Origin of the sequence: Mesorhizobium sp. 131-2-1 (genome assembly GCF_016756535.1) — a bacterium.
Taxonomy (GTDB): Bacteria; Pseudomonadota; Alphaproteobacteria; order Rhizobiales; family Rhizobiaceae; genus Mesorhizobium.
This window is the reverse complement of sequence record NZ_AP023247.1, coordinates 5,596,382-5,618,804: the sequence shown is the minus strand read 5'-3', so window position 1 is coordinate 5,618,804 and position 22,423 is coordinate 5,596,382. Positions and strand designations below refer to the sequence as shown.

Annotated in this window: 24 protein-coding genes and 1 pseudogene; 6 read left to right on the top strand and 19 right to left on the bottom strand. The window is 61.9% G+C overall.

Annotation, left to right across the window (positions count from 1 at the left end):
* Positions 1-47: 47 nt before the first annotated feature.
* Genes ccoP through ccoN form a run of 4 tightly spaced genes read right to left on the bottom strand, consistent with a single transcriptional unit; the run spans position 48 to position 3,426 of the window.
* Complete coding sequence (gene ccoP, locus JG743_RS27210) at positions 48-911, bottom strand: cytochrome-c oxidase, cbb3-type subunit III (RefSeq protein ID WP_202294684.1); 864 nt, start codon at positions 909-911, stop codon at positions 48-50.
* A gap of 2 nt (positions 912-913) precedes the next feature.
* The gene (locus JG743_RS27205; protein ID WP_019860163.1) at positions 914-1,063 is read right to left on the bottom strand and encodes a CcoQ/FixQ family Cbb3-type cytochrome c oxidase assembly chaperone; all 150 of its coding nucleotides are present in this window, start codon (positions 1,061-1,063) and stop codon (positions 914-916) included.
* A gap of 11 nt (positions 1,064-1,074) precedes the next feature.
* Positions 1,075-1,806, bottom strand: a complete 732-nt coding sequence (gene ccoO, locus JG743_RS27200; protein WP_202294681.1) for a cytochrome-c oxidase, cbb3-type subunit II — start codon at positions 1,804-1,806, stop codon at positions 1,075-1,077.
* A gap of 9 nt (positions 1,807-1,815) precedes the next feature.
* Positions 1,816-3,426 (bottom strand): cytochrome-c oxidase, cbb3-type subunit I, encoded by a 1,611-nt coding sequence (gene ccoN / locus JG743_RS27195; RefSeq protein ID WP_202294678.1) that lies wholly within the window; start codon positions 3,424-3,426, stop codon positions 1,816-1,818.
* 242 nt (positions 3,427-3,668) lie between these two features.
* Here ccoN and JG743_RS27190 point away from each other — a divergent pair, with 242 nt between their 5' ends.
* Positions 3,669-4,085 carry a hemerythrin domain-containing protein gene (locus JG743_RS27190; RefSeq protein ID WP_202303017.1) on the top strand — a complete coding sequence of 139 codons (417 nt, stop codon included), beginning with the start codon at positions 3,669-3,671 and terminating at the stop codon, positions 4,083-4,085.
* A gap of 29 nt (positions 4,086-4,114) precedes the next feature.
* Here JG743_RS27190 and JG743_RS27185 read toward each other — a convergent pair whose 3' ends face one another.
* Positions 4,115-4,843 carry a Crp/Fnr family transcriptional regulator gene (locus JG743_RS27185; RefSeq protein WP_202294675.1) on the bottom strand — a complete coding sequence of 243 codons (729 nt, stop codon included), beginning with the start codon at positions 4,841-4,843 and terminating at the stop codon, positions 4,115-4,117.
* Positions 4,844-4,976: 133 nt separating this feature from the next.
* Between JG743_RS27185 and hemN the strand changes: the two genes are divergently transcribed.
* Positions 4,977-6,350, top strand: a complete 1,374-nt coding sequence (gene hemN, locus JG743_RS27180; protein ID WP_202294672.1) for an oxygen-independent coproporphyrinogen III oxidase — start codon at positions 4,977-4,979, stop codon at positions 6,348-6,350.
* 26 nt (positions 6,351-6,376) lie between these two features.
* Here hemN and JG743_RS27175 read toward each other — a convergent pair whose 3' ends face one another.
* From JG743_RS27175 to JG743_RS27150, 6 genes are all read right to left on the bottom strand, one after another.
* Positions 6,377-6,808 (bottom strand): potassium channel family protein, encoded by a 432-nt coding sequence (locus JG743_RS27175; protein WP_202294669.1) that lies wholly within the window; start codon positions 6,806-6,808, stop codon positions 6,377-6,379.
* 84 nt (positions 6,809-6,892) lie between these two features.
* A complete protein-coding gene (locus tag JG743_RS27170; RefSeq protein ID WP_244673226.1) occupies positions 6,893-7,363 on the bottom strand; it encodes a group III truncated hemoglobin in 471 nt (156 codons plus the stop codon).
* 22 nt (positions 7,364-7,385) lie between these two features.
* On the bottom strand, positions 7,386-8,153 hold the full coding sequence (locus tag JG743_RS27165) for a formylglycine-generating enzyme family protein (protein ID WP_342215676.1): 768 nt from the start codon (positions 8,151-8,153) through the stop codon (positions 7,386-7,388).
* 180 nt (positions 8,154-8,333) lie between these two features.
* On the bottom strand, positions 8,334-9,443 hold the full coding sequence (gene nirK, locus JG743_RS27160) for a copper-containing nitrite reductase (protein ID WP_202294650.1): 1,110 nt from the start codon (positions 9,441-9,443) through the stop codon (positions 8,334-8,336).
* 262 nt (positions 9,444-9,705) lie between these two features.
* The gene (locus JG743_RS27155) at positions 9,706-10,152 is read right to left on the bottom strand and encodes a pseudoazurin (RefSeq protein WP_202294647.1); all 447 of its coding nucleotides are present in this window, start codon (positions 10,150-10,152) and stop codon (positions 9,706-9,708) included.
* Positions 10,153-10,296: 144 nt separating this feature from the next.
* Positions 10,297-11,496 (bottom strand): NnrS family protein, encoded by a 1,200-nt coding sequence (locus JG743_RS27150; RefSeq protein WP_202294644.1) that lies wholly within the window; start codon positions 11,494-11,496, stop codon positions 10,297-10,299.
* A gap of 194 nt (positions 11,497-11,690) precedes the next feature.
* On the opposite strand from JG743_RS27150, the gene JG743_RS27145 reads away from it, so the two are divergent.
* Entirely contained in the window at positions 11,691-12,395 is a 705-nt protein-coding gene (locus JG743_RS27145) for a Crp/Fnr family transcriptional regulator (protein ID WP_202294641.1), read from the top strand.
* On the opposite strand, the gene JG743_RS27140 is transcribed toward JG743_RS27145, so the two are convergent.
* The 4 genes from JG743_RS27140 to JG743_RS27125 form a co-directional block, all read right to left on the bottom strand.
* Positions 12,392-12,607 (bottom strand): DUF1858 domain-containing protein, encoded by a 216-nt coding sequence (locus JG743_RS27140; protein WP_202294638.1) that lies wholly within the window; start codon positions 12,605-12,607, stop codon positions 12,392-12,394. The two genes, JG743_RS27145 and JG743_RS27140, sit on opposite strands and share 4 nt — an antisense overlap.
* Positions 12,608-12,705: 98 nt before the next feature.
* Complete coding sequence (locus JG743_RS27135) at positions 12,706-13,044, bottom strand: DUF779 domain-containing protein (protein ID WP_202294635.1); 339 nt, start codon at positions 13,042-13,044, stop codon at positions 12,706-12,708.
* Between the two features lie 66 nt (positions 13,045-13,110).
* Positions 13,111-14,628, bottom strand: coding sequence for an aldehyde dehydrogenase (adh, locus tag JG743_RS27130; RefSeq protein WP_202294632.1), 1,518 nt, complete (start codon positions 14,626-14,628; stop codon positions 13,111-13,113).
* Positions 14,629-14,777: 149 nt separating this feature from the next.
* Entirely contained in the window at positions 14,778-15,746 is a 969-nt protein-coding gene (locus tag JG743_RS27125; protein ID WP_202294629.1) for a helix-turn-helix domain-containing protein, read from the bottom strand.
* Between the two features lie 872 nt (positions 15,747-16,618).
* Between JG743_RS27125 and JG743_RS27120 the strand changes: the two genes are divergently transcribed.
* Positions 16,619-17,557: an aminoglycoside phosphotransferase family protein gene (locus JG743_RS27120; protein WP_342215675.1), complete on the top strand. Its 939-nt coding sequence runs from the start codon at positions 16,619-16,621 to the stop codon at positions 17,555-17,557.
* A 30-nt stretch (positions 17,558-17,587) separates the two neighbouring features.
* On the opposite strand, the gene JG743_RS27115 is transcribed toward JG743_RS27120, so the two are convergent.
* A complete protein-coding gene (locus JG743_RS27115; RefSeq protein WP_202303011.1) occupies positions 17,588-18,487 on the bottom strand; it encodes a LysR family transcriptional regulator in 900 nt (299 codons plus the stop codon).
* A gap of 11 nt (positions 18,488-18,498) precedes the next feature.
* Between JG743_RS27115 and JG743_RS27110 the strand changes: the two genes are divergently transcribed.
* Positions 18,499-19,515 (top strand): zinc-dependent alcohol dehydrogenase family protein, encoded by a 1,017-nt coding sequence (locus JG743_RS27110; RefSeq protein ID WP_202294626.1) that lies wholly within the window; start codon positions 18,499-18,501, stop codon positions 19,513-19,515.
* 206 nt (positions 19,516-19,721) lie between these two features.
* Here JG743_RS27110 and JG743_RS27105 read toward each other — a convergent pair whose 3' ends face one another.
* Together JG743_RS27105 and JG743_RS27100 are read right to left on the bottom strand one after the other, a co-directional pair.
* A complete protein-coding gene (locus JG743_RS27105; RefSeq protein ID WP_202303009.1) occupies positions 19,722-19,955 on the bottom strand; it encodes an Rdx family protein in 234 nt (77 codons plus the stop codon).
* Positions 19,956-20,009: 54 nt separating this feature from the next.
* Positions 20,010-20,882: pseudogene (locus JG743_RS27100) on the bottom strand (haloalkane dehalogenase); the annotation flags it as partial.
* A 100-nt stretch (positions 20,883-20,982) separates the two neighbouring features.
* On the opposite strand from JG743_RS27100, the gene JG743_RS27095 reads away from it, so the two are divergent.
* Positions 20,983-21,588 (top strand): TetR/AcrR family transcriptional regulator, encoded by a 606-nt coding sequence (locus JG743_RS27095; RefSeq protein ID WP_202303007.1) that lies wholly within the window; start codon positions 20,983-20,985, stop codon positions 21,586-21,588.
* An 89-nt stretch (positions 21,589-21,677) separates the two neighbouring features.
* Here JG743_RS27095 and JG743_RS27090 read toward each other — a convergent pair whose 3' ends face one another.
* Entirely contained in the window at positions 21,678-22,412 is a 735-nt protein-coding gene (locus JG743_RS27090) for a ribonuclease activity regulator RraA (RefSeq protein WP_202294623.1), read from the bottom strand.
* Between the last annotated feature and the right edge of the window lie 11 nt (positions 22,413-22,423).

Below are 22,423 nucleotides of genomic sequence, written 5' to 3'. Positions count from 1 at the left end.
GGGCCTCGTCGCTTTAGCGGCCGAGGGCCGAGAATAGGCCCCGCCTCCTATTCTCCGCCGCCAAGCGAATGGATGTAGACCGCAAGCTCCTTGACCTTGGTCTCGCCGAGACGTCCGATCCAGGCCGGCATGACGCCATGTTTCGGCGCGCGGACCTGGGCCGCGATGGCCGTCTCGCCCGATCCGTAGAGCCAGATCGCATCGGTCAGGTCGGGTGCGCCGAACTCCCTGTTGCCCTTCGCATTGGCGCCATGGCAGGCGACGCAATTTTCCGCGAACACCTTGGCGCCGGGCTCGATCAGGCTTTTGTCCTGGACCGGACCGGAAAGGCTGGCGACATAGGCGCTGACCTGCGTGGCCTGCTCGGGCGTGATGATGTCGCCAAAGGCGGGCATTTCGGACTGCCGCGTATCGGGATCCGAGGCGAAGCGGATGCCGTGCGTGATCGTTTGCTGGATCTGTTCTGCGCTGCCCCCCCACAGCCACTCGTCGTCATTGAGGTTGGGAAAGCCGGCCGAGCCTTGGGCGCCTGAACCGTGGCATTGCACGCAATTGACCTTGAACGTGGCTCCGCCGGCCGCGACCGCGAACTCACGCAGCGCGTCGTCAGCAGCGATCTCGGAGACGGTCTTCGCCTGGATGGCGGCGACATATTTGCCTTTTGCGGCTTCGGCGGCGGCCAGCTCGTTCTTGACATCGTTGCGGCTGGAATAGCCGAGCACGCCCTTGGTCGCGGAAGACAGCATCGGCCATGCCGGGTAGGCGATCGTATAGCCGATCGCCCAGGCGATGGTGATGTAGAAGGTTACCACCCACCAGCGGGGAAGAGGGTTGTTGAGTTCCTTGATGCCATCCCACTCATGGCCGGTCGTCGAGATGCCTGACACGTCGTCGATGTGCTCTGTGCTCATGATCAGTCGTCCTTGAGGGGAATGCGGGCGGCTTCGTCAGCCTGGCTGCGACCGCCCGGCCGCAGTGCGAAGGCAATGCATCCGACAAAGAAGAGCGCCATGGCGAGCAGGCCCCAGCTGTCGGCAAATTCTCGCATCAGATTGTAATCCATGGTCGGTCTCCTCAGCGGTAGCCGGCGGCTTCGTCGTAGGTCTTGAAATCGACCAGAGTGCCAAGCATCTGGAGATAAGCGACCAGGGCATCCATCTCGGTGACCTGCTGCGGATTGCCGTCGAAGTCGCCGACCTTGGCTTTCGGATAGCGCTTTTCCAGGCCGGACGTGTCGGCATTGGGATCGGCCTGTGCCATCAGGTCGGCATTGGCGTTGGCGATCATGTCGTCTGAATAGGGGACACCGACCCGCCTGTTGGCGACCAGATGCGTCGAGAAATCCTTTATCTCGATCGGCGTATCCTTCAGGAAGGCATAGCGAGGCATGATCGATTCCGGCACCACCGAACGCGGATCGGCGAGGTGCTGCACATGCCATGCGTTGGAGTAGCGATCGCCGACGCGCGCGAGATCGGGGCCGGTTCGTTTGGAGCCCCACTGGAACGGATGATCGTACATCGACTCCGCCGCCAGGCTGTAGTGACCGTAGCGCTCGACCTCGTCGCGGAACGGCCGGATCATCTGGCTATGGCAGAGATAGCAACCCTCGCGCACATAGATGTTGCGCCCCGCGAGTTCGAGCGGCGAATAGGGCCGCATGCCTTCGACCTTCTCGATCGTGTTGTCGAGGTAGAAGAGCGGTGCGATCTCGACGATGCCGCCGACAGTCACCACCAGCAGCGAGCCAACGAGAAGAAGCGTCGCGTTCTTCTCGACGATTGCGTGTTTGTCCATCAAGCCCATGTCTGGCTCCTATTCGGCAGGCTGGAGGGCGGGCTCGGAACCCGGCAATGGTTGCTCCTCGCGCTGGTAGCCGAGGATGGTCATGGTGATGTTCCAGGCCATCAGCAGCGCGCCGGAGAGGTACATCGCGCCACCCGCAGCCCGCATCACATAGTAGGGATGCATGGCAGCGACGGTTTCGGCGAAGGAGTAGACCAGGAAGCCCTGCTCGTCGTATTCGCGCCACATCAGGCCCTGCATGATGCCGGAAACCCACATGACCGCGGCGTAGACGACGATCCCGAGGGTCGCCAGCCAGAAGTGCCAGGTGACCAGGCGCAGCGAATAGAGCCGCTCACGGTTCCAGAGCTTCGGCACCATGTAATAGATCGCGCCGAACGAGATCATGCCGACCCAGCCGAGCGCGCCGGAATGGACGTGGCCGATGGTCCAGTCGGTATAGTGCGAAAGCGAGTTGACCGCCTTGATCGACATCATCGGACCTTCGAAGGTCGACATGCCGTAGAAGGCGATGGCTACGACCATCATGCGCACAATCGGATCGGTGCGGATCTTGTCCCAGGCGCCGGAGAGCGTCATGAGGCCGTTGATCATGCCGCCCCAGGACGGCATCCACAGCATGATCGAGAACACCATGCCCAGCGTCTGCGCCCAGTCGGGCAGGGCGGTATAGTGCAGGTGATGTGGCCCGGCCCAGATATAGAGGAAGATGATCGCCCAGAAGTGGATGATCGAAAGCCGGTAAGAGTAAACCGGCCGGTTCACCTGCTTCGGCACGAAATAGTACATCATGCCGAGGAAGCCAGCGGTCAGGAAGAAGCCGACAGCGTTGTGGCCATACCACCACTGCGTCAGCGCGTCCTGGACGCCCGAGAAAGCCGAGTAGCTCTTCGAGCCCAGGAAGGAGGCCGGCATCGACAGGTTGTTGACCACGTGCAGCATCGCGATGGTCACGATGAAGGACAGGTAGAACCAGTTCGCGACGTAGATGTGCGGTTCCTTGCGCTTCAGGATCGTGCCGAGAAACAGGATGAGATAGGCGACCCAGACGATGGTCAGCCAGAGATCCACATACCATTCGGGTTCGGCGTATTCGCGGCTCTCGGTGATGCCGAGCAGGTAGCCGGTCGCGGCCATGACGATGAAAAGCTGATAGCCCCAGAACACGAACCAGGCGAGATTGCCACCGAAGAGCCGGGCGCGGCAGGTGCGCTGCACGACGTACATGGACGTGCAAAGCAGCGCATTGCCGCCGAAGGCAAAGACAACGCCGGATGTGTGCAGCGGCCGCAGGCGGCCGAAGTTGAACCAGGGCTGGATGTTGAGGTCCGGGTAGGCAAGCTGCAAGGCAATGATCACGCCGACCAGCATGCCGACAACGCCCCAGAACATCGTTGCGATGGCACCGTAGCGGATCGGCCCGTCCATATAGGCTGAGGGATCAATCGGGACAGGCGCCGCAAAGCTCGTGTTACGCAGGAGGATAACGACAGAACCAAACAACACAAAAAACAGCACCCACATGTGCTGTCGGAAAGGTTCGTCGACACCAAAGCCGGCTGCCACCAGCGCCAGGAAGGTGAAGAAGCACAACAAGACAATTTCCGTGCCGAATTTCATGGCATGTCCCCGACCTTGGATTTTGGTGTGCGGACATCGATCCGCATCGGCACCAATTCCGCAGTTGCTTCAGTGTCGCCTTGATCCAGGTCAAAGCCGCTTTGTTTTGGATTGGGCAGCCTCGAACCAGCCGAGGGAGACTGCCATTGAACGGGGAGCAAGGATCGTCGTTGTTCGATGCGCGCTGCGAAGACGCGCTGGCTTCGGCGCGAGTGGACAGGGAGGCGATCCCAGCCGCGGTGATGAAGCGCGCGCATTGGGAGAAGCTGCAGCTCTGCGATGCCCTGGAAAGAATCGCGGACGCCTTGCCAGGCGTCGATCGTCTGAAGTGCCTCGGCACGGCCAACGCGATCGTTCCGCTGCTGCGCAGCATTCATCGATACGAAGAGGCGGTCATCTTTCCCGCCTACGAGGCTGCGGTGGCCACTAACAATGCGGGCGTTGCTTCAATCCAGCGGCTGCGCGCCGAGCACGTCGAAGACGAATGTTTCGCCGACGAGGTCACTGAAATTCTGCTGGCGATCGGTCACGGCGAGACGGTAGGGAATGCAGAAGCCATCGGCTTCATGTTGCGCGGTTTCTTCGAAAGCCTGCGCCGGCATATAGCGTTTGAACGCGAGCACGTGCTGCCGCTGATCGGGATCCCAGATACTGACTAGAACCGCAACGGGCGCCGGCGACGCCGGGCTTAGGCGCCGGAACGCTGCTCCAGCCGAGCCAGGCTGTCCACCATTACGCGCCGGTTGTTCTCGATCCGGATGACGCCGTCGGTTCGCAGCCTGGTCAGCTGACGGCTTACCGTCTCGATCGTCAGACCGAGGAAATCCGCGATATCCGCGCGCGTCAGCGGCAGATCGAAAGTCGCCGATCTGGCCGCCGGGTCGACCGTGGGATCGATGTTCCTGGCGATCATCAGCAGGAAGCTTGCCACCTTCTCGGATGCGGTCCTGCGGCCCAGCGTCACCATCCAGTCGCGCGCCTCGTCGAGCTCGTTCAGCGCCTGCTTGAGCAGGCGATGTTCGAGCTCCGGCGATTCCTTCATCATCCGTTCGATGGCCGACTTCGGGAACGAACAAAGCGAGACAGCCGTTGCGGCTTCCGCGTTTATCTGGCTTTCCGCCTTGAATGGCCGTCCCAGGAAATCCGGCGCGAACTGGAGGCCGACAATCTGCTGGCGTCCATCCGAAAGGCTCTTCGTCAGCTTCACCACGCCGGAAAGTATGTTCGAATAGCTGTCGATGGCCTCGGCGTCGCCGATCAGTTCGGCCCCCGGCTCGACACTGTGCCTTGACGAGGTCTTGGCGAGCCCGACAAGCTGGTCGGGATCGAGCGCGCCGCAGACGCCGCGATGCCGCGCTTCGCAGGCCTGGCAAAGCACGGGTATGTTGGCGCTGTGAACGTCCTGTCTGACAGTCATTTCATCGCTCGAGGTCAAGATGCCGGCAGAATACCACTGACGCCACGAGAATCGTTGCGGCAGTTTGTCCTTGCCGTCAGCACTTTGACGAAGATCAAGGACGCAGCGCTCTGGCGTTTCTAGCGTGCCGCTCATGCAGACAAATGCGGCCAACAATAACCAGGCAAATTTGACCGTCGCGGCAGGCGAAAACGTGCCGCGCTACACGAGCTATCCAACTGCGCCGCATTTCCACGCCGGCGTCGATGCCATCACGGCTCGCGGCTGGATCAATGCGCTCGAAGGCGATGATGAGATATCGCTCTACCTGCATGTCCCCTATTGCGACAGGCTGTGCTGGTTCTGCGCGTGCCATACCAAGCAGACACGGCATTATGCGCCCGTGGCAACGTTCCTGCGTTCGCTGCACAAGGAAATCGAAACGGTCGGCGACCTCGTGAATGGCAAGGGCAGGGTGCGCGCCGTTCATTTCGGTGGTGGTTCGCCGACCATGCTGAAGCCAGAGGACATCCTGGCACTTGGGAAAGCCCTGAGGGACCGCTTCGACTTCGTCGACAATGCCAACCTCAGCGTCGAAATCGATCCCAACGACATGGACGAAGGTCGCTTCGACGCCTTCGCCGCAATAGGCATGACAAGAGCGAGCCTTGGCGTGCAGGACTTCGATCCCAAGGTGCAGAAGGCTATCAATCGCGAACAGAGCTTCCTGCTGACCAAGAGCGTGGTGGACGCTGTGCGCGCGCGGGGCGCGGATTCCGTAAACCTCGACCTGCTTTACGGGCTGCCGCACCAGACCCTTGAGAGCGTCGCCGCGACCGTGGCCCAGGCATTGACGCTGGAGCCCGACAGGATTGCGCTGTTTGGATACGCGCATGTGCCGTGGTTCAAGAAGCATCAAACGATGATCGATGAGGCCTGGCTGCCCGATTCCGCCGAACGGCTTGCGCAATCGCAGCTCGCCTCGCGGCTGATCGTGGCAGCCGGCTACGAGGCCTTGGGGCTCGATCATTTCGCCAAGCCCGACGATGGGCTCGCGATTGCGGCTCGTGTCGGCAAGATCCGTCGCAATTTCCAGGGCTATACCGAAGACAATTGCGAGACCCTGATCGGTCTTGGACCATCATCGATCAGCCGGTTCCGACAAGGCTATACGCAGAACATCGTTGCGACGGGCGAGTATGAGAAGGCTGTGAATTCCGGACAGTTGGCGACGGCGCGCGGCATCGAATTCAGCGTTGATGATCTGGCAAGAGGATGGATCATCGAGCGCCTCATGTGCCATTTTACCTTTTCGGCGATCGAACTGGTCGAACGTTTCGGCGATGTCGGGCAGAAACTCTTGGCTGCAGCAAGCCGTCTCGCCATCAACGGTGCAGACAGGTTGCTTCTGCTCGATGGCGAACACTTCGTCGTGCCGCAGGAGAGCCGCCCGCTTGTCAGGATCGTGGCAGCGAAGTTCGACAAATACCTTCAGACCGGGACGGGCAGACATTCCCAGGCAGTCTGATTGAGACGGCCGCGCCGGTCGTTGCTCTAAAAGTGTTCGCCAAGCCTGAACGGGCCGACGCGCGTTCCGGCCGCGATCAGGTAGGCAGTCGACCAACCAATCAGAACAAAGCCGTTCACCCCTTCCAGGGCCGCCAGAACGCGCCAGTCATGAGCCGGTACCACGTCGCCATAACCGACTGTCGAGAAGGTGATGGTCGAAAAGTAGAGCGCGGTTTCGAAGTCGGATAAAACGCCGAGCAGGTGATAAACACCAGCCCACAGCCAGACCTCCGCCGTCATGACTGCAAAAAGGCCCATCACGACGCTGATCATCGCAAGGACGCGGCTTCGCCGACCATGCATGCGGAACTGCGCCACCAGATGTTTCATCGCATGGGTGACCACAATGAGGCCGAAGGTATGAATGACGACCGTCATGCTTATGACGATCGTGCCGACGAAGAGGTTGAGAGCCATGCGATGAAACTAGGAACCTCCAGCGGCGATTGCCTTGCGTAAGATCAAACCTGGCGCTGGCCTTTGAGCCTTGAAGTAACCGGTTCAGGTTTCGCCGAAGCCAACTATTGGCCTCTGCCTTGCTGCAGCGGGAGCGAGGCGAAAGAACATCGCCAGTTTCAGGCTTGTCGCGATCCGTTCGGCGCGATCGACGAACACCGCTGCCGTTTCCGGGGCGAAGAGTTCGGCCGCCGTCTGGCGAAACAGAGCCAGCCAGATCTCGAAATCGGCCTCGGTGACATCCTTGAGTTTGAGATGAGCGGGCACCGGGCGTCCATGATAATCGCCGGCCTTCAGGATAACGGAGCACCAGAAGTCGGTCATTTTCTCCAGGTGTGGCTCCCAATCGCCGGTGATCTCGCGCGCGAAGATCGGCCCGAGCCGCTCGTCGTTCCTCACCTTGGCATAGAACGCGCGGACCAGTCCTCCTATCGACGCCCGATCGACGCCGGCGCGGTCCAGCGGCTGTTCCGCGACGGGGCGCGCCCTGTCGACCAAAACTGATTTCACAATCATTCGCTTTCGTTTGTGTTGCTTGTCACGATAGGCCCAGGCGCCGAAGGGCGGTCTGCACGAGACCGGGTCGGTCGCGAACAAGCCGGAAGCCCAGATTGTCAGGCGGCGTTCCGACGGCGCAGCCGCCGCTTTTGCCGTCCCGAATGAAGTTCGACATGTAGGTGCGGTGGAAGCCTTCCACGGCGTGCACGCCACAATTGTCGATCCAACTCGCCATGCGCCTTCCATCGCTGCCTATGGTGGCGTGGGAATAACATGTCGAGGTCCATTCCCAGACATTTCCTGCAATGTCCGCCAGACCCTTGGAATTGGTGCCGAAGGCCCCTTGAGCTCTCGGCTCAGGGTCGGGTTTGCGTGCAAGCGCGGCCTCGGTCCGGTACTGCGTCAACCAGCGGCGCGCCGGGTTGTTCGGGTCGCTTTCGCCGCCCTCTATGTCAGCCCGGAACCGTTCGCCGGCGGCATAGGCCCACTCGACATCCGTGGGCAGCCGCCATGCCTCACCTGTGCGGGATGACAGCCAGGCCGCATAGGTTTCAGCATCGATATGGCTCACGCCGGTGACCGGAGCATTGCCGATCCTGCTGCGCGAGTCGGCGGGCTTGCAGGCGCCGTCGGCCACGCAGCGCGCATATTCCGACAGGCTCACCTGGTATTTCATGATCTCCAGTGGCGCGCCGATGACCTCTCGCACGACGGGTGCTGCGACGGAATGGTTCTCCTTAAGGAATTCCCCGGGTTGTGGGTGATCGAACGAGCCGGGTGCGAGCACCACCAGTTCGCTCACCGCCACCGGTTGAGGGGTCTCCAAGGAACTCGTGTCGAGCGCATGGGTTATGCCCATGCCGATCAACGCGGCGGCAGCAATCGTTCCGGAGGCAAAGACAGGGTCAAAGGACATCGCATCAAATCCGGCCGTGAGTGCAACCCTTTGGCTCCGCCGCGGGGTTGCACCGAGGTTCCGATCTCCCGCCTACGAAGCGATCGCCCTGGGCGCCTCTACCTGCATCATCAGGTCGTCGTCCCAGCTGCCGTCGACCGTGAAGTGCGCGGTCGCGCCAAGCTCCACCGCCTCGATCAGATTGTGGTTCACATAGGCGTAGACACCCGGCTGCAGGAAGGTGTACAGCGCCGCCCCTGCCGAGCCGCCGCGGATGAACCAGGTTTCCATGTCCTTGGCCGGCGGGTTGGCGAACTTGCCCCCTTCCCAGACAAAGTCGCCATGGCCGCCGATCAGGTGCGGGCGGGTGTCGCGATTGGCCTGCGAGTGCACGATCAGGACGGTCTCGCCGACCTTGGCCTTCATCGCGTTGTCGCCGGTGAGCGATCCCGCCTTGCCGTTGAACACGACATGGGTCGGGATCAACCCGCGCATCACCTTCACGGTGTCGTCATAGTTGTCACCGGCCGATTCGTACTTCTTGAATTTTCCCTGCTCGTCGCGGGGGATGTAGAAGTCGTTCTCGCCGATATAGTAGATGCGGTCGTAGCGGACCGGCTTGCCCTTGTCGTCCTTGAGGCCGTCGCGCGGCAGTATCATCACGGCGCCGCTCATCCCCGACACGACATGCCAGGGGATCATCGCCCCGCCGGGCGCGCAGTGGTAGACGAATGTCCCGGGGCGCGTGGCCTTGAAGCGCAGCGTCACCTGCTCGCCGGGATTGATCAGCGTCAGCGCGCCGCCGCCGAGCGCGCCGGTGGCCGCATGGAAGTCGATGTTGTGGGCAAGCGTGTTGGTCTCGGGATTGATCAGCGTGAGCTCGACATAGTCGTCCTGGTGCACGACCATCAGAGGACCAGGGATCGAGCCGTTGTAGGTCATCGCATTGAGCTGCGTGCCGTCGGCATCGATGACCATCGGCTTCTCCTCGATCGTCATGGTGAATTCGACGACCTTCGGACCGCCCTTGGCGACCTGCTCATGAGGGTGAACGAAGGGCGGCGCCACCAGGGTCACCTTTTCGCGCGGCAGCCCGGCGACATCCTGCGCCTTGGCGCCCGCCATCGCCGGTGTTGTGCCGATGGCGGCGACGGCGGCCGCGGTGAGGACAGAACCCAACAAAGCTTCGCGTCTCGTAAGCATCTCAGTCTCCTTCGGTTTCGACCATTCGATGGCACCAGGATAGCGGTTGCGATGGCCACGTCTTTGCGCTGGCGCAAATCCGATGCTGCTAAATTGGCTTTTCTTTGAGGAACTTGGGTGGAGCGAGAGGGCGCTTCGGCAACAGCGCGCTGCGCCGCCGCAAAGGACGGTTTGCACAAAAAGGCCGGCCGGACCTCTCCCCTGGTCCGCCCGGCCTGTGCCTTCAGCCCGCCGTTGCCGAAGGCAGTCTCGGATAAGTCGATCAGTTGGACGCGGTCTTGCCCGCCTCGGCAAACAGTTCGGCAAACACGGTCTTGGCCTTGCCAACCTGCTTCACGGCCTCAGCCGCGGAGAGATTGACCGGCTTGCCGACAACGATCAGGGCAACCATGCCCATGCCATAGTGGGGCGCGCACTTGACGCCATAGACGCCCTCCTTGGTGAGGGTCACGGCTATTTCCGTGTTTGGCTTACCTTTGAAGGCTTCAGCACCGTTCGGGATCATATCCTTGATGCTCTCGGCGTTGTGGGACTTGTCGGTCGGCACGAACTTGATCGTGTCGCCGGGTGCTGCCCGAACAAAGGCGGGTTGGAAGACCATCGAGCCTTTCTCGCCCTTGTTCAGCATCTGCACGACGTGTTCTTCGGCATTTGCGGCGCCGGCAAGGGAGAGCAGGGCAACGGCCGCGGCGACCAGGGGCAGTTTCATTTGGAAATCCTTTCTTGAGGTTCATCACGGCATCGACCGTCGTGTGTGCTTGTATGCTGGCTCGCGACCTCGCGATTTGCGCTGGCGCAAATTGGCTGATGAAAAATCACTGGCGAGAATAGACCGCGAGCCGGCCTGGCCCTTTCAGGGAGCGTCCTTGCCGCGCGCATGCAGACGCGGCCGCATGAGCATGCCGCCAAACTGGACCGCATAGCCGACGAAGGCGGCCACCCAGAGCAGCGCCGAGACATGAAGGAGCATTGCGAAGGAAGGCGCCATGGAAGCTGCCACGCGCAGGATGGCGGCCATGACGATCGCGACGAACACTGCGCATGTTCCACCGCTTGCTTTCAATTCGCGGCCGGTATGGCCGAAGGTGGCGCGGGTCATGACGGCAAGCGTCATGCAGGCAATCGCGCCCACCGCCAATGCGTGAATTCCGGCCGCCATGTGGATGGTCTCCGGGGCGAAGGTGGACAGCCCGGCCAGCAGAAGCCCGACCGGCACAAAGACGAAAGCGATGTGCAGGATCACCAGCAAGGGTTCGGACAGCGTCCGGCTGCCCGCCCAGCGGGCGAGCCGGGTGGCATTGAAGACAGCGCCGGTGATCAACAGAACGCCGGTTCCTTTGGCGTCAGGAAAGATCGTCCACGCCGCAAGCCCCGCCGCGGAAAGCGCGATCGTTCCGATGTCGAATCTGCCGAATGGCGTCGGAAGCCGCCCTGGCTTCTCGCGAACCAACCAATTGCGGGTGAAGCTTGGAATGATGCGGCCGCCGATGACCATGACGAGAATGACGACTGCTCCCAGGCCGAGGCGGCGGCTTGCATCGGACATGCCAACGTAATGGGCTTCGATATGAAACAGGACGTTTGCCGCCAGGAGGGTCGCGACCGGCAACAGCACCTTCAGGTTCCGCCAGTTTCGACCGGCGATGATTTCAGTCGCGGCGGCAATCACCACGGCAAGCAGGAATGAGCAGTCTATGGCGGCGCTCAGGAGCCATCCGGTTTCCTGCGAAAAGAACACCGCAACTCGGCCCGCCATCCAGAGCGATACCAGCATAAGCAAGCGAAAATCCTGAACGGGCAGTCGTCCGGTCCAGTTGGGGATTGCGGTGAGCAGAAACCCGGTAATGACCGCCGTCAGATAGCCAAAGAGCAATTCGTGGATATGCCAGTCCACAGGCAGGAATAGGCTGAGGGTTGCAAGCTTGCCGTAGTAGAGAGGCAACCACAAGAGTATTGCGACGCCAGCCTGGAGCGAGCCGAGCAGAAAGAAGGGCCGGAAGCCATAGGAAAGAATTGCGGGATAAGCGCTTGGCTGTGTCCGCGGGATTGCCATGATATGCCTCGCTGAAAATCGGGCAGGGATGTCCATCGTTGTTTTCTATCCTGTGGCTGACCGATGGAATTTGCCCCAGCGCAAACAATGCCTAGATCGCAAACGACGGCAAACAGGAGGCGTCACCTTGTCGAGAGGCGGTCGTCCGTGACACAGTCTGGGATCGGATTGTTGAAGCCAGGGAGGAAAGGCAGTTGGCAAGCCTCGATCGCTCGCTGATTGCCGGGCTTCCTGTCTTTGAGGGCGTGGCTGCGGCGGATCTCGACCGGATCGTCGGCCAGGCTCGGTCGCTGAGGATTGCCAAGGACCAGCCTGTGTTCGAGCAGGAGCAGGAGGCGCATTCCTTTTTCCTGCTGCTCGACGGCCATGTGCGCGTGGTGAAATCGACGCCTGATGGTCATGAGGTGACGGTGCGATACATAAGTCCAGGCGAGCTGATGGGCATCGCCTACGCGCTTGGCCGCACCACCTATCCCGCGAATGCTATCGCCGCCGTCGACTGCGTGACTCTTGCCTGGCCAAGCCACCTATGGCCGACATTCGCGGCCGATTTCCCGAGTTTCGGCGCCAACACCTACAAGGCCGTCGGCAGCAGGCTGCAGGACGCTCACACGCGCGTCATCGAGATGGCCACCGAGCAGGTGGACCAGCGCGTCGCCCATGCGCTGCTCAAGCTGGTCAAGCAGACGGGCAAGAAGACAGAGGAAGGAATCCTGATCGACTTCCCGATCTCACGCCAGGACATTGCCGAGATGACGGGCACGACGCTCCATACGGTGAGCCGTCTGCTGTCGGCATGGGAAGACCAGGGACTGGTCAAGAGCGGGCGCCAGAGGGTGACCGTGGTCGAACCTCACCGGCTCCTGCTGATCGCGGAGGGCCGCGCCGGGAAAAGCTAGTCGGAGTCAGAACTCTCGATTGCAGCCTGCAAATCGCAGCTGAGTTGTTCCTCGTTCAGATCGTGTTCTCGTGCCGCGTCGGAAACGGTGTGGAACGAAGCAATCGGGCAGCCGACGCAAAGCATGCCGTTCTGCAGCACGACCCGGATGGCCGCTGGCGACTTGTGCATGATTTCGTCCATCGTCGCATCGTCGCTGAATTTGTGTTTCATGGCACTTGCCCGCGTCTGGATGCGGACATGTTGCATCCGCTTTGCGGGATGCTCGTTGCGCCAAGACAAAGAAGAAGCAGCGTAGCTAGTACACCCTCTCAGGCCTGAACGGCGCAGATCGTCGACCGCGTCAGGAACCGCTTCTCCAGCCCATTGTCGAGCGAGAACATGCCGCCGCGGCCGGGCACAACGTCGATAATGAGGTCGGTGTGCTTCCAGACCTCGAATTGCGAGGCGCCGATGTAGAACGGCGCGTCGCCGATGTGGCCGAGCAGCACGTCCTGGTCGCCGACCATGAAGCCGGCACACGGATAGCACATCGGCGAAGAGCCGTCGCAGCAGCCGCCGGATTGATGAAACAGCACCGGACCGTGCTCGGCAACGATTTCCGCGATCAGTTCAAGCGCTGCCGGCGTCGCCGTGACCTTCGCATGCATGGACTTTTCCGATTCCAATCCAGAGCGCGGCCCCTCGCGGAGCCGCGCCTATGGGCAATGAGGCTATCAGAAGAAACCGAGCTTCTTCGGGCTGTAGCTGACCAGCATGTTCTTGGTCTGCTGATAATGATCGAGCATCATCTTGTGTGTCTCGCGGCCGATGCCGGACTGCTTGTAGCCGCCGAAGGCCGCATGCGCGGGATAGGCGTGGTAGCAGTTGGTCCAGACGCGGCCGGCCTGGATCGCGCGGCCGAAGCGGTAGGCACGGTTGCCGTCGCGCGTCCAGACGCCGGCGCCGAGGCCGTACAGCGTGTCGTTGGCAATACTGAGCGCTTCGTCGTCGTCCTTGAAGGTCGTGACCGAAACCACCGGCCCAAAAATCTCCTCCTGGAAGATGCGCATCTTGTTGTGCCCCTTGAACACGGTCGGCTTGACGTAATAGCCGCCCGCCAGATCACCAGGCAGAACATTGCGTGCGCCACCTGTCAGCACCTCCGCGCCCTCCTGGCGGCCGATGTCGATGTAGGACAGGATCTTCTCCAACTGCTCGGACGAGGCCTGGGCGCCAATCATCGTCGCGGGATCGAGCGGGTCGCCCTGCACGATCGCCTCGACGCGCTTGAGGGCGCGTTCCATGAACGTATCGTAGATCGATTCATGGATGAGCGCGCGGCTCGGGCAGGTGCAGACCTCGCCCTGGTTCAGCGCGAACATGACGAAGCCTTCGATAGCCTTGTCGAAGAAGTCGTCGTCCTCGGCGACAACGTCCTTGAAGAAGATGTTTGGCGATTTGCCACCCAGTTCCAGCGTGACGGGAATGAGGTTCTGGCTGGCATATTGCATGATCAGCCGGCCCGTCGTGGTCTCCCCGGTGAAGGCGATCTTGGCAATGCGCGGCGACGACGCGAGCGGCTTGCCCGCCTCGAGACCAAAGCCGTTGACGATGTTGAGGACGCCCGGCGGCAGCAGATCGCCGATAAGATCGGCCCATAGCAGGATGGCGGCCGGGGTCTGCTCGGCAGGCTTCAGCACGACGCAGTTTCCGGCCGCAAGCGCTGGAGCAAGCTTCCAGCACGCCATCAGCAGCGGGAAGTTCCAGGGGATGATCTGGCCGACCACGCCGAGCGGCTCATGGAAGTGATAGGCGACGGTGTCGTCGTCGATCTGGGAAAGGCTGCCTTCCTGGCCGCGCACCGCGCCGGCGAAATAGCGGAAATGGTCGATGGCCAGAGGCAGGTCGGCGGCTGTCGTTTCGCGGATCGGCTTGCCGTTGTCCCAGGTTTCGGCACAGGCGAGGAGATCGAGGTTTTCCTCCATGCGGTCGGCGATGCGGTTGAGGATGAGCGACCGCTCGGCAACACTGGTGCGCCCCCAGGCATCCTTGGCGGCATGGGCCGCGTCCAGGGCCGCCTCGATGTCCTGGGCATCCGAGCGCGCCACCTCGCACAGCAACTGACCGTTCACCGGCGAGTGGTTCTCGAAGTAGCGGCCGGCGCGCGGCTCAGTCCATTTGCCGCCGATGAAATTGCCGTAGCGCTTGTTGAAGGGCGCTTTGACCGAGCGTGAGAATTCAACCTTGTTCATGTGTCTTCCTCCCAAAGGTGACGTCGCGGGATGCGACGCTTCGGAAGAGAGACTTGCTAATATATACGGCCAATGTCATCGCCCCGGGGACAGCGGGCGGGCGGGATGTGTCGCAGAATTGCGACAGTCAGGCGGGGATACGAAAAAGGTCAGTGAGACCGGTGAACATCCAGCCGGTTGAGCTTCCGATGAAGCGTTGCGCGGCTGATGCCAAGCGCCTGAGCCGCCGCCGAGACATTTCCGTCTGCGCGCGCCAGCGCCCGCTGCAGGACCCCGCGCTCCGCCTCGGCGAGGACTTCGGGGCCGCTCTCGCCCCAGCCGAGCAGATCGGTCGCAGGCATCGGCTTGTCGAGACACTGTTGTGTAATGCCAAGCGCCAGCCGGGCCGAGCGGGTCGCGCCGACCACAAGGTCGTCGGCGTCGACGGCGATCAGCGCGCCGGAACCTTTGTCGCTCACCGGCGCCAGCAGAATACGCGCCTTCGGGAATGCCATCTTGAAGTTCTCCGCCTCGATCCGGCGCGCCGCGTCGATCACGGCCACCGATATGAGATTGGCGAAGCCTTCGGTCAGATCGGCCCGGCAGGAGGAGACGTCGAGCGCGGCTACAAGATTCCCCTCATGATCGTAGATCGGAGCAGTGGTGCAGCTCAGCTCCGTGTTGCGGGTGTGAAAATGCTGGTCGCGGTGGATTGTCAGGGCACGCTGCTCAACCAGACAGGTGCCGATGCCGTTGGTACCCTGGCTCTCTTCGTTCCAGACGGATCCAGTCCAAAGACCCCAGGAATGAAACGTCTCGTCATCGACAAGCGCGCCGCGCCGTTCGATCGGCACGCCGTTACGGTCGGCGAGCAGGACGCAGCACCCGACGCCGCCTACCGCGAGATAGAGACGGTCGAGACTCGATTGGGCAGCCCGGATGAGCGGTTCGACACGTTGCCGGGCTTCTCCCAGTTCAGCTTCCGTCAGATAGCGGGGAGGGCTGCGATCGGCTGGATCGAGCCGGTGCAAACTGGAAGACCGCCGCCAGGAGGCAACCAGCGCGGATTTCGCCGCCGCGTCTGAAGCGATCGCGGCCTGAATGCGGTCGGCATGATGACCGGATAGATCCTCGCCCATGGTATCCTCCCAATTCCCTCACTCTTTCCTGGACCAGGTCAGCTGCAAGACAGGGCTACGTTAGCATTGCGCCTGATTTTCCGCTTTCAATCGTTCCGCGGTCAATTCGTCGGAAGAACTAGAAAGGGAGCATCGTCTATGTTCTGGCCTATCGATAGTCGTTCTTTGCCGCTTCTGTCTTCCAGATACCCCTTCGGTTGATGCCCGCAAGCCTACCAGTTCGAACCGGGCATTCATTGATCGAGAGCAAAGTCGACCGACAATGATCAGGCGCGGGACCGTGCGAAACGATACGGGAAGATTTCTGATTTTGGCCCACGAAAAAGTCAACGAAATCAATGGGCTATACGCATCCTCGGGGCCCGCTATGACCATTGATTTGCAACGAAGAAATGCCCTGGTTCGAGCGATGACGGTACTTTGCGAGACGGGCCACGTCGCGCCGTCGTTGGTGAAACCTCAAAAGTATCTTCTGCGGCGATTTTCCCTTTAAAATCATAAGCTTAGTTTTTTGACGACCCATAGGCCGGCGTTGTACGCCGCAAACAAGAAAAGACCCAGCTAGATCAATGGCCTAGATGGGTTTTAAACAATCGAGTGGGAGTAGGGGAAAGCGGCATCAGTGGAGACGTTCGGCAGGCCTTTTGCCCTCTCTTTTCAGTGCGCACCAGATGTCATTTAGCGTTCCTGCGCTCCTTCCTGACCGTTTTGGCTGATCAGACATGTCGTTGCTTCGGAAGTAAATCCCGTTTGGCCCCACGGAGGGTATGACGCACTATGGCGTGCAAATAGGCTAGTTCCAGCAGGTCCGAACAGGTTCTGTTCGCGCAGCACGCCGTCAACGCGCATTCAGCCGGTTCGGACACGGTAGAGTGGCGGCGCAGCCCGGCAGCATGCAAGGAGACATCGGCACGATGATGCACTCGGACCAGGTCCATATCGACGCGGATATCGTTCGCGAGATGATCTTCGACCAGTTCCCAGAGTATCGCCACGAGCGGATCGCGCAGCTTGGCGTGATCGGTACGGTCAATGCAATCTTCAGGGTTGGATCGAGTGTAGCGGCAAGATTCCCCCTGCGCGCAATGGAGCCAGCCAAGTGCGCCAGTATGCTACGCAACGAAGCAGCGGCCATGACGGAGTTTGCTGCGCACTCTCCGTTTGCCTGTCCTCGACCGATCGGGCTTGGTCAACCGGGTCGGCTCTATCCGTTGCCTTGGGCAATGCAGAGCTGGATAGAAGGTGACGTTGCCACGCACGATGGGCTTGCTGCTTCCACGAACTTCGCACTCGACATTGCCAAGCTGATTGCGTCGCTACGAGCAGCGAACACGCATGGCCGTCGTTTTGACGGGCAAGGGAGGGGCGGCAGTCTTCCTGACCACGACGACTGGATGTCGATCTGTTTCAAGAACAGCGAGGGCCTCCTGGACGTGTCTCGGCTCCGTCGCATTTGGGCTCGGCTGCGCGAACTGCCGCTGTCCGGCCCCGACGTTATGAGCCACCGCGATCTTATTCCGGCCAATCTCCTCGTGCGGGGGGGCCGCCTTGTCGGTGTGCTCGACAGTGGCAGCTTCGGACCGGCCGACCCGGCCTTGGATCTTGTTGCCGCATGGCATCTTTTTGATCGCAGTCGGCGCGAAACCATGCGTAGCCATCTTGGATCAAGCGAAGTCGAGTGGCAGCGCGGAGCGGCATGGGCCTTCCAGCAGGCCATGGGTCTGGTCTGGTATTACCGGAACACCAACCCCGCCATGAGTGCGCTTGGCCGCTCGACGCTCTCCCGCATCATCGACGATCTGGAAATCTGATCCGAACCTGCGTGTAGCGACAGCTCATGACTACTCGTGCAGCAAAGCGGCGTGGGCGACCAACGCGTCGATGATCACCCGCATGCGCGGCGGCACGACGCGGCCGGCGCTCCACAGCAGGTGGATGGGCGCGGTGTCCACAGCCGAGCTCATCAGCACCGGCACCAGCTCGCCGAGACGCAGGCTGTTGCGCGCGAGCCAGTCGGGCAGGAAGGCAATGCCGCAGCCGGCGACCGCCGCCTGCAACAGCGCATCGCCGTCGCCGATCATCAGCCTGGCTTGCGGCTGGTAGAGCATGGTTCCGTCGCCATCGGGCAGTGGCCATGGGTTGATGAAGTCGCGCCGGCCGTAGACCAGCAGCGCATGCTGGGTCAGCCCCGGGATATCGGCGGGTGCTCCGGCAGTCGCCAGGTAGGCCGGGCTGGCGCACAACAGCGAGCGCTGCGTGCCCAGCCGTCGGGTGGTCAGTGAGGCATTGTCTTCGAGAGGGCCGAGGCGCACGGCGAGGTCTATGCCGTCGTCGACAAGGTCGGTGCGGTGGTCATCGAAGCCGATCTCGAGCCGAAGCGCCGGGTGGTCCTTGGCAAGCCCGAACAGCACCGGCGCCACCCAGCGGCGGCCAAAGGCGAGCGGCAGAGCGAGCCTCACCACGCCCGCCGGCGCCTGCCGTCCTGCAGCGATGACGTCCTGTGCCTCGCTGAGCCCCCAAAGCGCGCGCCGGCAGGCCTCGTAGTAGATCTCGCCGTCCGCCGTCAGGCTCAAGCGGCGAGTTGTCCGGTTGAGCAGCCGCACGCCCAGCCGCTGCTCGAGTTGCAGCACCTTGCGACCGACGGCCGATTTGGTCAGCCGCAGCCGCGCCGCAGCTGCAGTAAAGCTGCCCGCATCGACGGCTTGGACAAAGGCGAGGGCACCTTCAAGGCTGCCAGCTATGGAGAAGCGAAATGGGTGACGTGACTGAGGCCTGGCGCATGACCGGGTTCGGGCTCGACAAGCTGGTGCGCGAGGCGGTGCCGTTGCCGTCGCTCGGCCGGCGCGCGCTATTGGTCGCGGTGCGCGCGGTGGCGCTCAACTTCAAGGACCTGCTGTTGATCGATGGCAAGCTGCCGGTGATGTCGCTGCCCTTCGTGCCGGCGTCGGACGCAGTGGGCGAGGTGGTCGCAATCGGGCCCGAAGTGACGCGCTTCCGCGTCGGCGATCGCGTGTTGGGGCAGGTGATTGCCGATTGGGCCGACGGTGACGGGCCGCCAGTGCTTCACAAGCAGACACTGGGGATATCGCTGCCTGGCGTGCTGGCGCGCCATGTGGTGTTCGGTGAGGACGCGGCGGTGATGGCGCCGGGTTCACTCAGCGACCAGGAGGCCGCGACTTTGCCGATCGCGGCGCTCACCGCCTGGTCGGCCATGGTCGAGTCCGGCCAATCGCGACCGGGCACGACTGTGCTCATCGAAGGAACCGGCGGCGTGGCACTATTTGCGCTGCAATTCGCGTTGGCTTTCGGGCAAGTCCCTATCCTGCTGTCGCGCCATGCCGACAAGCTCGAACGCGCGCGGATGCTAGGGGCAAAGCTCTGCGTCGATACCAGCGCCAACCCCGACTGGACCGCACAAGTGCGGACGCTTACGGGCGGGCGCGGGGTCGACCATGTACTGGAGCTGATCGGCGCCGCCAATCTGCGGCAATCGATCGAGACAGTGGCAGCCGGCGGGCGAGTATCCCTCATCGGCCAGCTTGCGGGTACCGAGCTGTCCGTGCCGACGCCGGTGCTCACGCGCAACCGCATCACACTTCAGGGCATCGCCACGGGCTCGCGGCGGCAGTTCGAGCGCATGAACGCGGCAATCGAGGCGCTAAGCATCAGACCGGTGATCGATGCCGTCTACCCGTTCGAGGCGGTCCACGAGGCGTTCGAGCACCAGCGGCGCGGGCCGTTCGGCAAGGTTGTGGTCAGTCTGGGCTAAATACCGGGCCCGCTTCGTGCTGGAAGCCGCAGGACGTAAGCTCGAAAATCTTGTCCGCGCGGCCTCTTCGCGGTGACGCCGACCTCAAAGCTGCATTCGGCGCCTGGATGACGCGCGCCGGCAGCCTGGCGCATCCTCCGACCATGACCACGGCCATTGTCTCCGCCAATCCCGGCTACCTTATCGATTTCGAGGCGACCGCGATCCTACCCCTGGTCGGTCTCGTGACGCCGTTGGAGAGCTTCATTTACCGCGCGCACGATGTCAGCGTCGTCGGGAAAGTATCCCTTCCGCCTCGACGTCACGACCTGACCGGCCACCGCGACCTGGAATACGCCCCCTTTGCCAACGATCAAATCCACGGGGAGGCCGAGTTCATCAGTCAAGCGCTTGGCGGCGCGGGTGGCGCGGCTCTCATATCCGCAAGGCCCGCAATACATGATCGTGACCCGCTCACGGGGCTCGGCTTCTGCTTTTCCCGGGCCGGCTGCGTGCTCGGCATCCACGATCAGGTCAATGACGCCGGCGGCGATTGCTTCGGGTTCATCTTCCTGAAGGTAGTGCAGGCCCGAGTTCAGTTTGATCAAACGGCAGTTCCTGAGCCCAGCGGCAAACGCCTCGGCATAGCTGGGCGAAACGAGAGCGCCCGGGCTGCCGGCAAACAGCACCTTCGGATAATCCGATACCCGCAACGCGGCGTGTGCCCTGTCCAGCGTCTGCCAGACGTCTGCTGGTTCGCCCGCAATCGGCAGTTCGTTCGGAAAGCGCCAGGTCGGGGTGCGCGACTTGGGCGTGGCAAAGGGGGCACGGTAGACATCCATCTCGTCCGAGTTCAGCCCGCGCTGCACAGATCCAGGAAGCACGCGCTCGACGAACATGTTCTGTCCAAGGATCATCTCCTCGCCGATTCCCGGCGTGCGAAGCTTTCTGAAAGTCTCCCGCGCGACCTCGCTCTGGTGGAAATCGTTCCATGTCGGGACTGGCCGGATAAACTCCATGAAAGCCATTCCCTTCACAATGTCGGGTCGCCGCGCTGCCAATTCGAAGGCCAGGGCGGTGCCCCAATCCTGAGCGACGATGTAGGCGGCCTCGATCCCCATGGCCTCGAGGAATGCATCGAGATAGGCCACGTGATCGGAGAACCGATAGCTGATTTCGGGCTTGCCGGATTGGCCGAACCCGATCAGGTCAGGCGCGATGCAGCGCGCCGATCTGGCCACGATCGGAAGGATGTGCCGCCAAATGAAGGACGATGTTGGGTTGCCGTGGAGAAATAGGGCCACCGGCAAGCCGGCCTCACCTGCCTCCCGATAAGCCATGGTCGAATCCTTCACGCGGACAACGGGTAGTGTCTGATCGGATAGCATCACTTCCTCCACTAAGTTCGCTCAATCAGCGATAATACGTACGTACGTATTAATGTCAATCGAGCTTGACAAAAATACGGTCGTACGTAGTTTACCAGGCATGCCCAAACCGTCCGCAAGAAGCAAGCTTGTCGAAGCTGGCCTGACCGTGATGTTCCGCCAGGGCTATCACGGCGCCGGCGTGAGGGATGTCGTTGCGGAGGCCGGGGTTGCCCAGGGTTCGTTTACGAACCACTTCCGATCAAAAGAGGATTTCGCCGCCGAGGTTTTGAACCTGTACTTCGCCTCGATCCAGGAGCGGATATCCCAATCCCTCCTTGACGCTGGTCTTGCGCCCCGGGAGCGACTGCTGCGGTACCTGGACATCATCTCGGACCGGCTTGCTGCCGATGGCTATGTGAGGGGCTGTCTAATCGGCGACTTCAGCCTGGAAGTGGTCCAGGAGAGCGAGCCGCTGCGCCAACATCTCATCACGATCTACAGGGAGTGGCTTCGGCCCTTTAGCGAGTGCATCGCGGAGGCCCAGGCTGCCGGGGAAATTGACAGCACGTTCACTCCAGGGGACCTGGCGGAGTTTCTCCTTGCCTCCTGGGAAGGCGCGATCCTGCGCATGAAAGTGGAGCGTTCAGACGAGCCGCTGAGACGGTTCAAGGACATCGCCTCCGCTACCGTTTTTGGTCCACAACGCCGCAATCTTCCGATCTGACACCAAGGCTGGCAAAGTCGGAATGAGCCTCGCTTACTTGTCCGTTCAAAAACTACACGTGTAGCAAGAAACAGCCAGCGCCCCGTCTATCAAGATTTGGCCTTTCGCCACTCCTCGTATTCCCCGCGGGCATCGTCATGCAGCGGATAATAGCGTTGCAACGACCCGCCCTGCATGAGCTTTTCTCGCGAGAATTCCTCCCAATCGTGATGCTTCTGCGCCTCTTCGATGACCTTCGGGGCCATTGTGACGGGGACCACCACCGCCCCGTCATCGTCGGCAACGATGATGTCGCCGGGGATCACCGTGACACCACCGCAGGCAATCGGAACATTGATGGCATTGGGATAGATGCTGGTCTGCACATGGTAGTTGGGCGTCCAGCCGCGCAGCCATAGCGGCAGATCGAGCTTTTCGACATTAGGCCGGTCGCGCATGCATCCATCGATGACGATGCCCGCGCCGCCTCTGCCCTTGAAATAGGTCGACATCATATCGCCGAAGACACCCGAACTCATGTCACCGCGCGCGTCGACCACGACCACATCGCCCTCCTGAGCGTGGTAGAGCACGTGCCGGTGCAGTTGTGTCTCTGGATCGGCATATTCTCCCTCGTTGAAGAGGTCGGGCCGCTGCGGCAGGAACTGCAGCGTCAGCGCCGGCCCGACGATCGATTTGCCGTGGTTCTGCGCCACCGGACCGACCATATGCGGATTGCGGAAGCCCATGTGGCCAAGCGTGCCGGCAACCGTCGCGGCGCCGATCTCCTTTAGCGCGTCGATCAGGTCCTTGGACGGCCGGGTGATATCGGGGGTATGCGTCATGGTGGACTCCG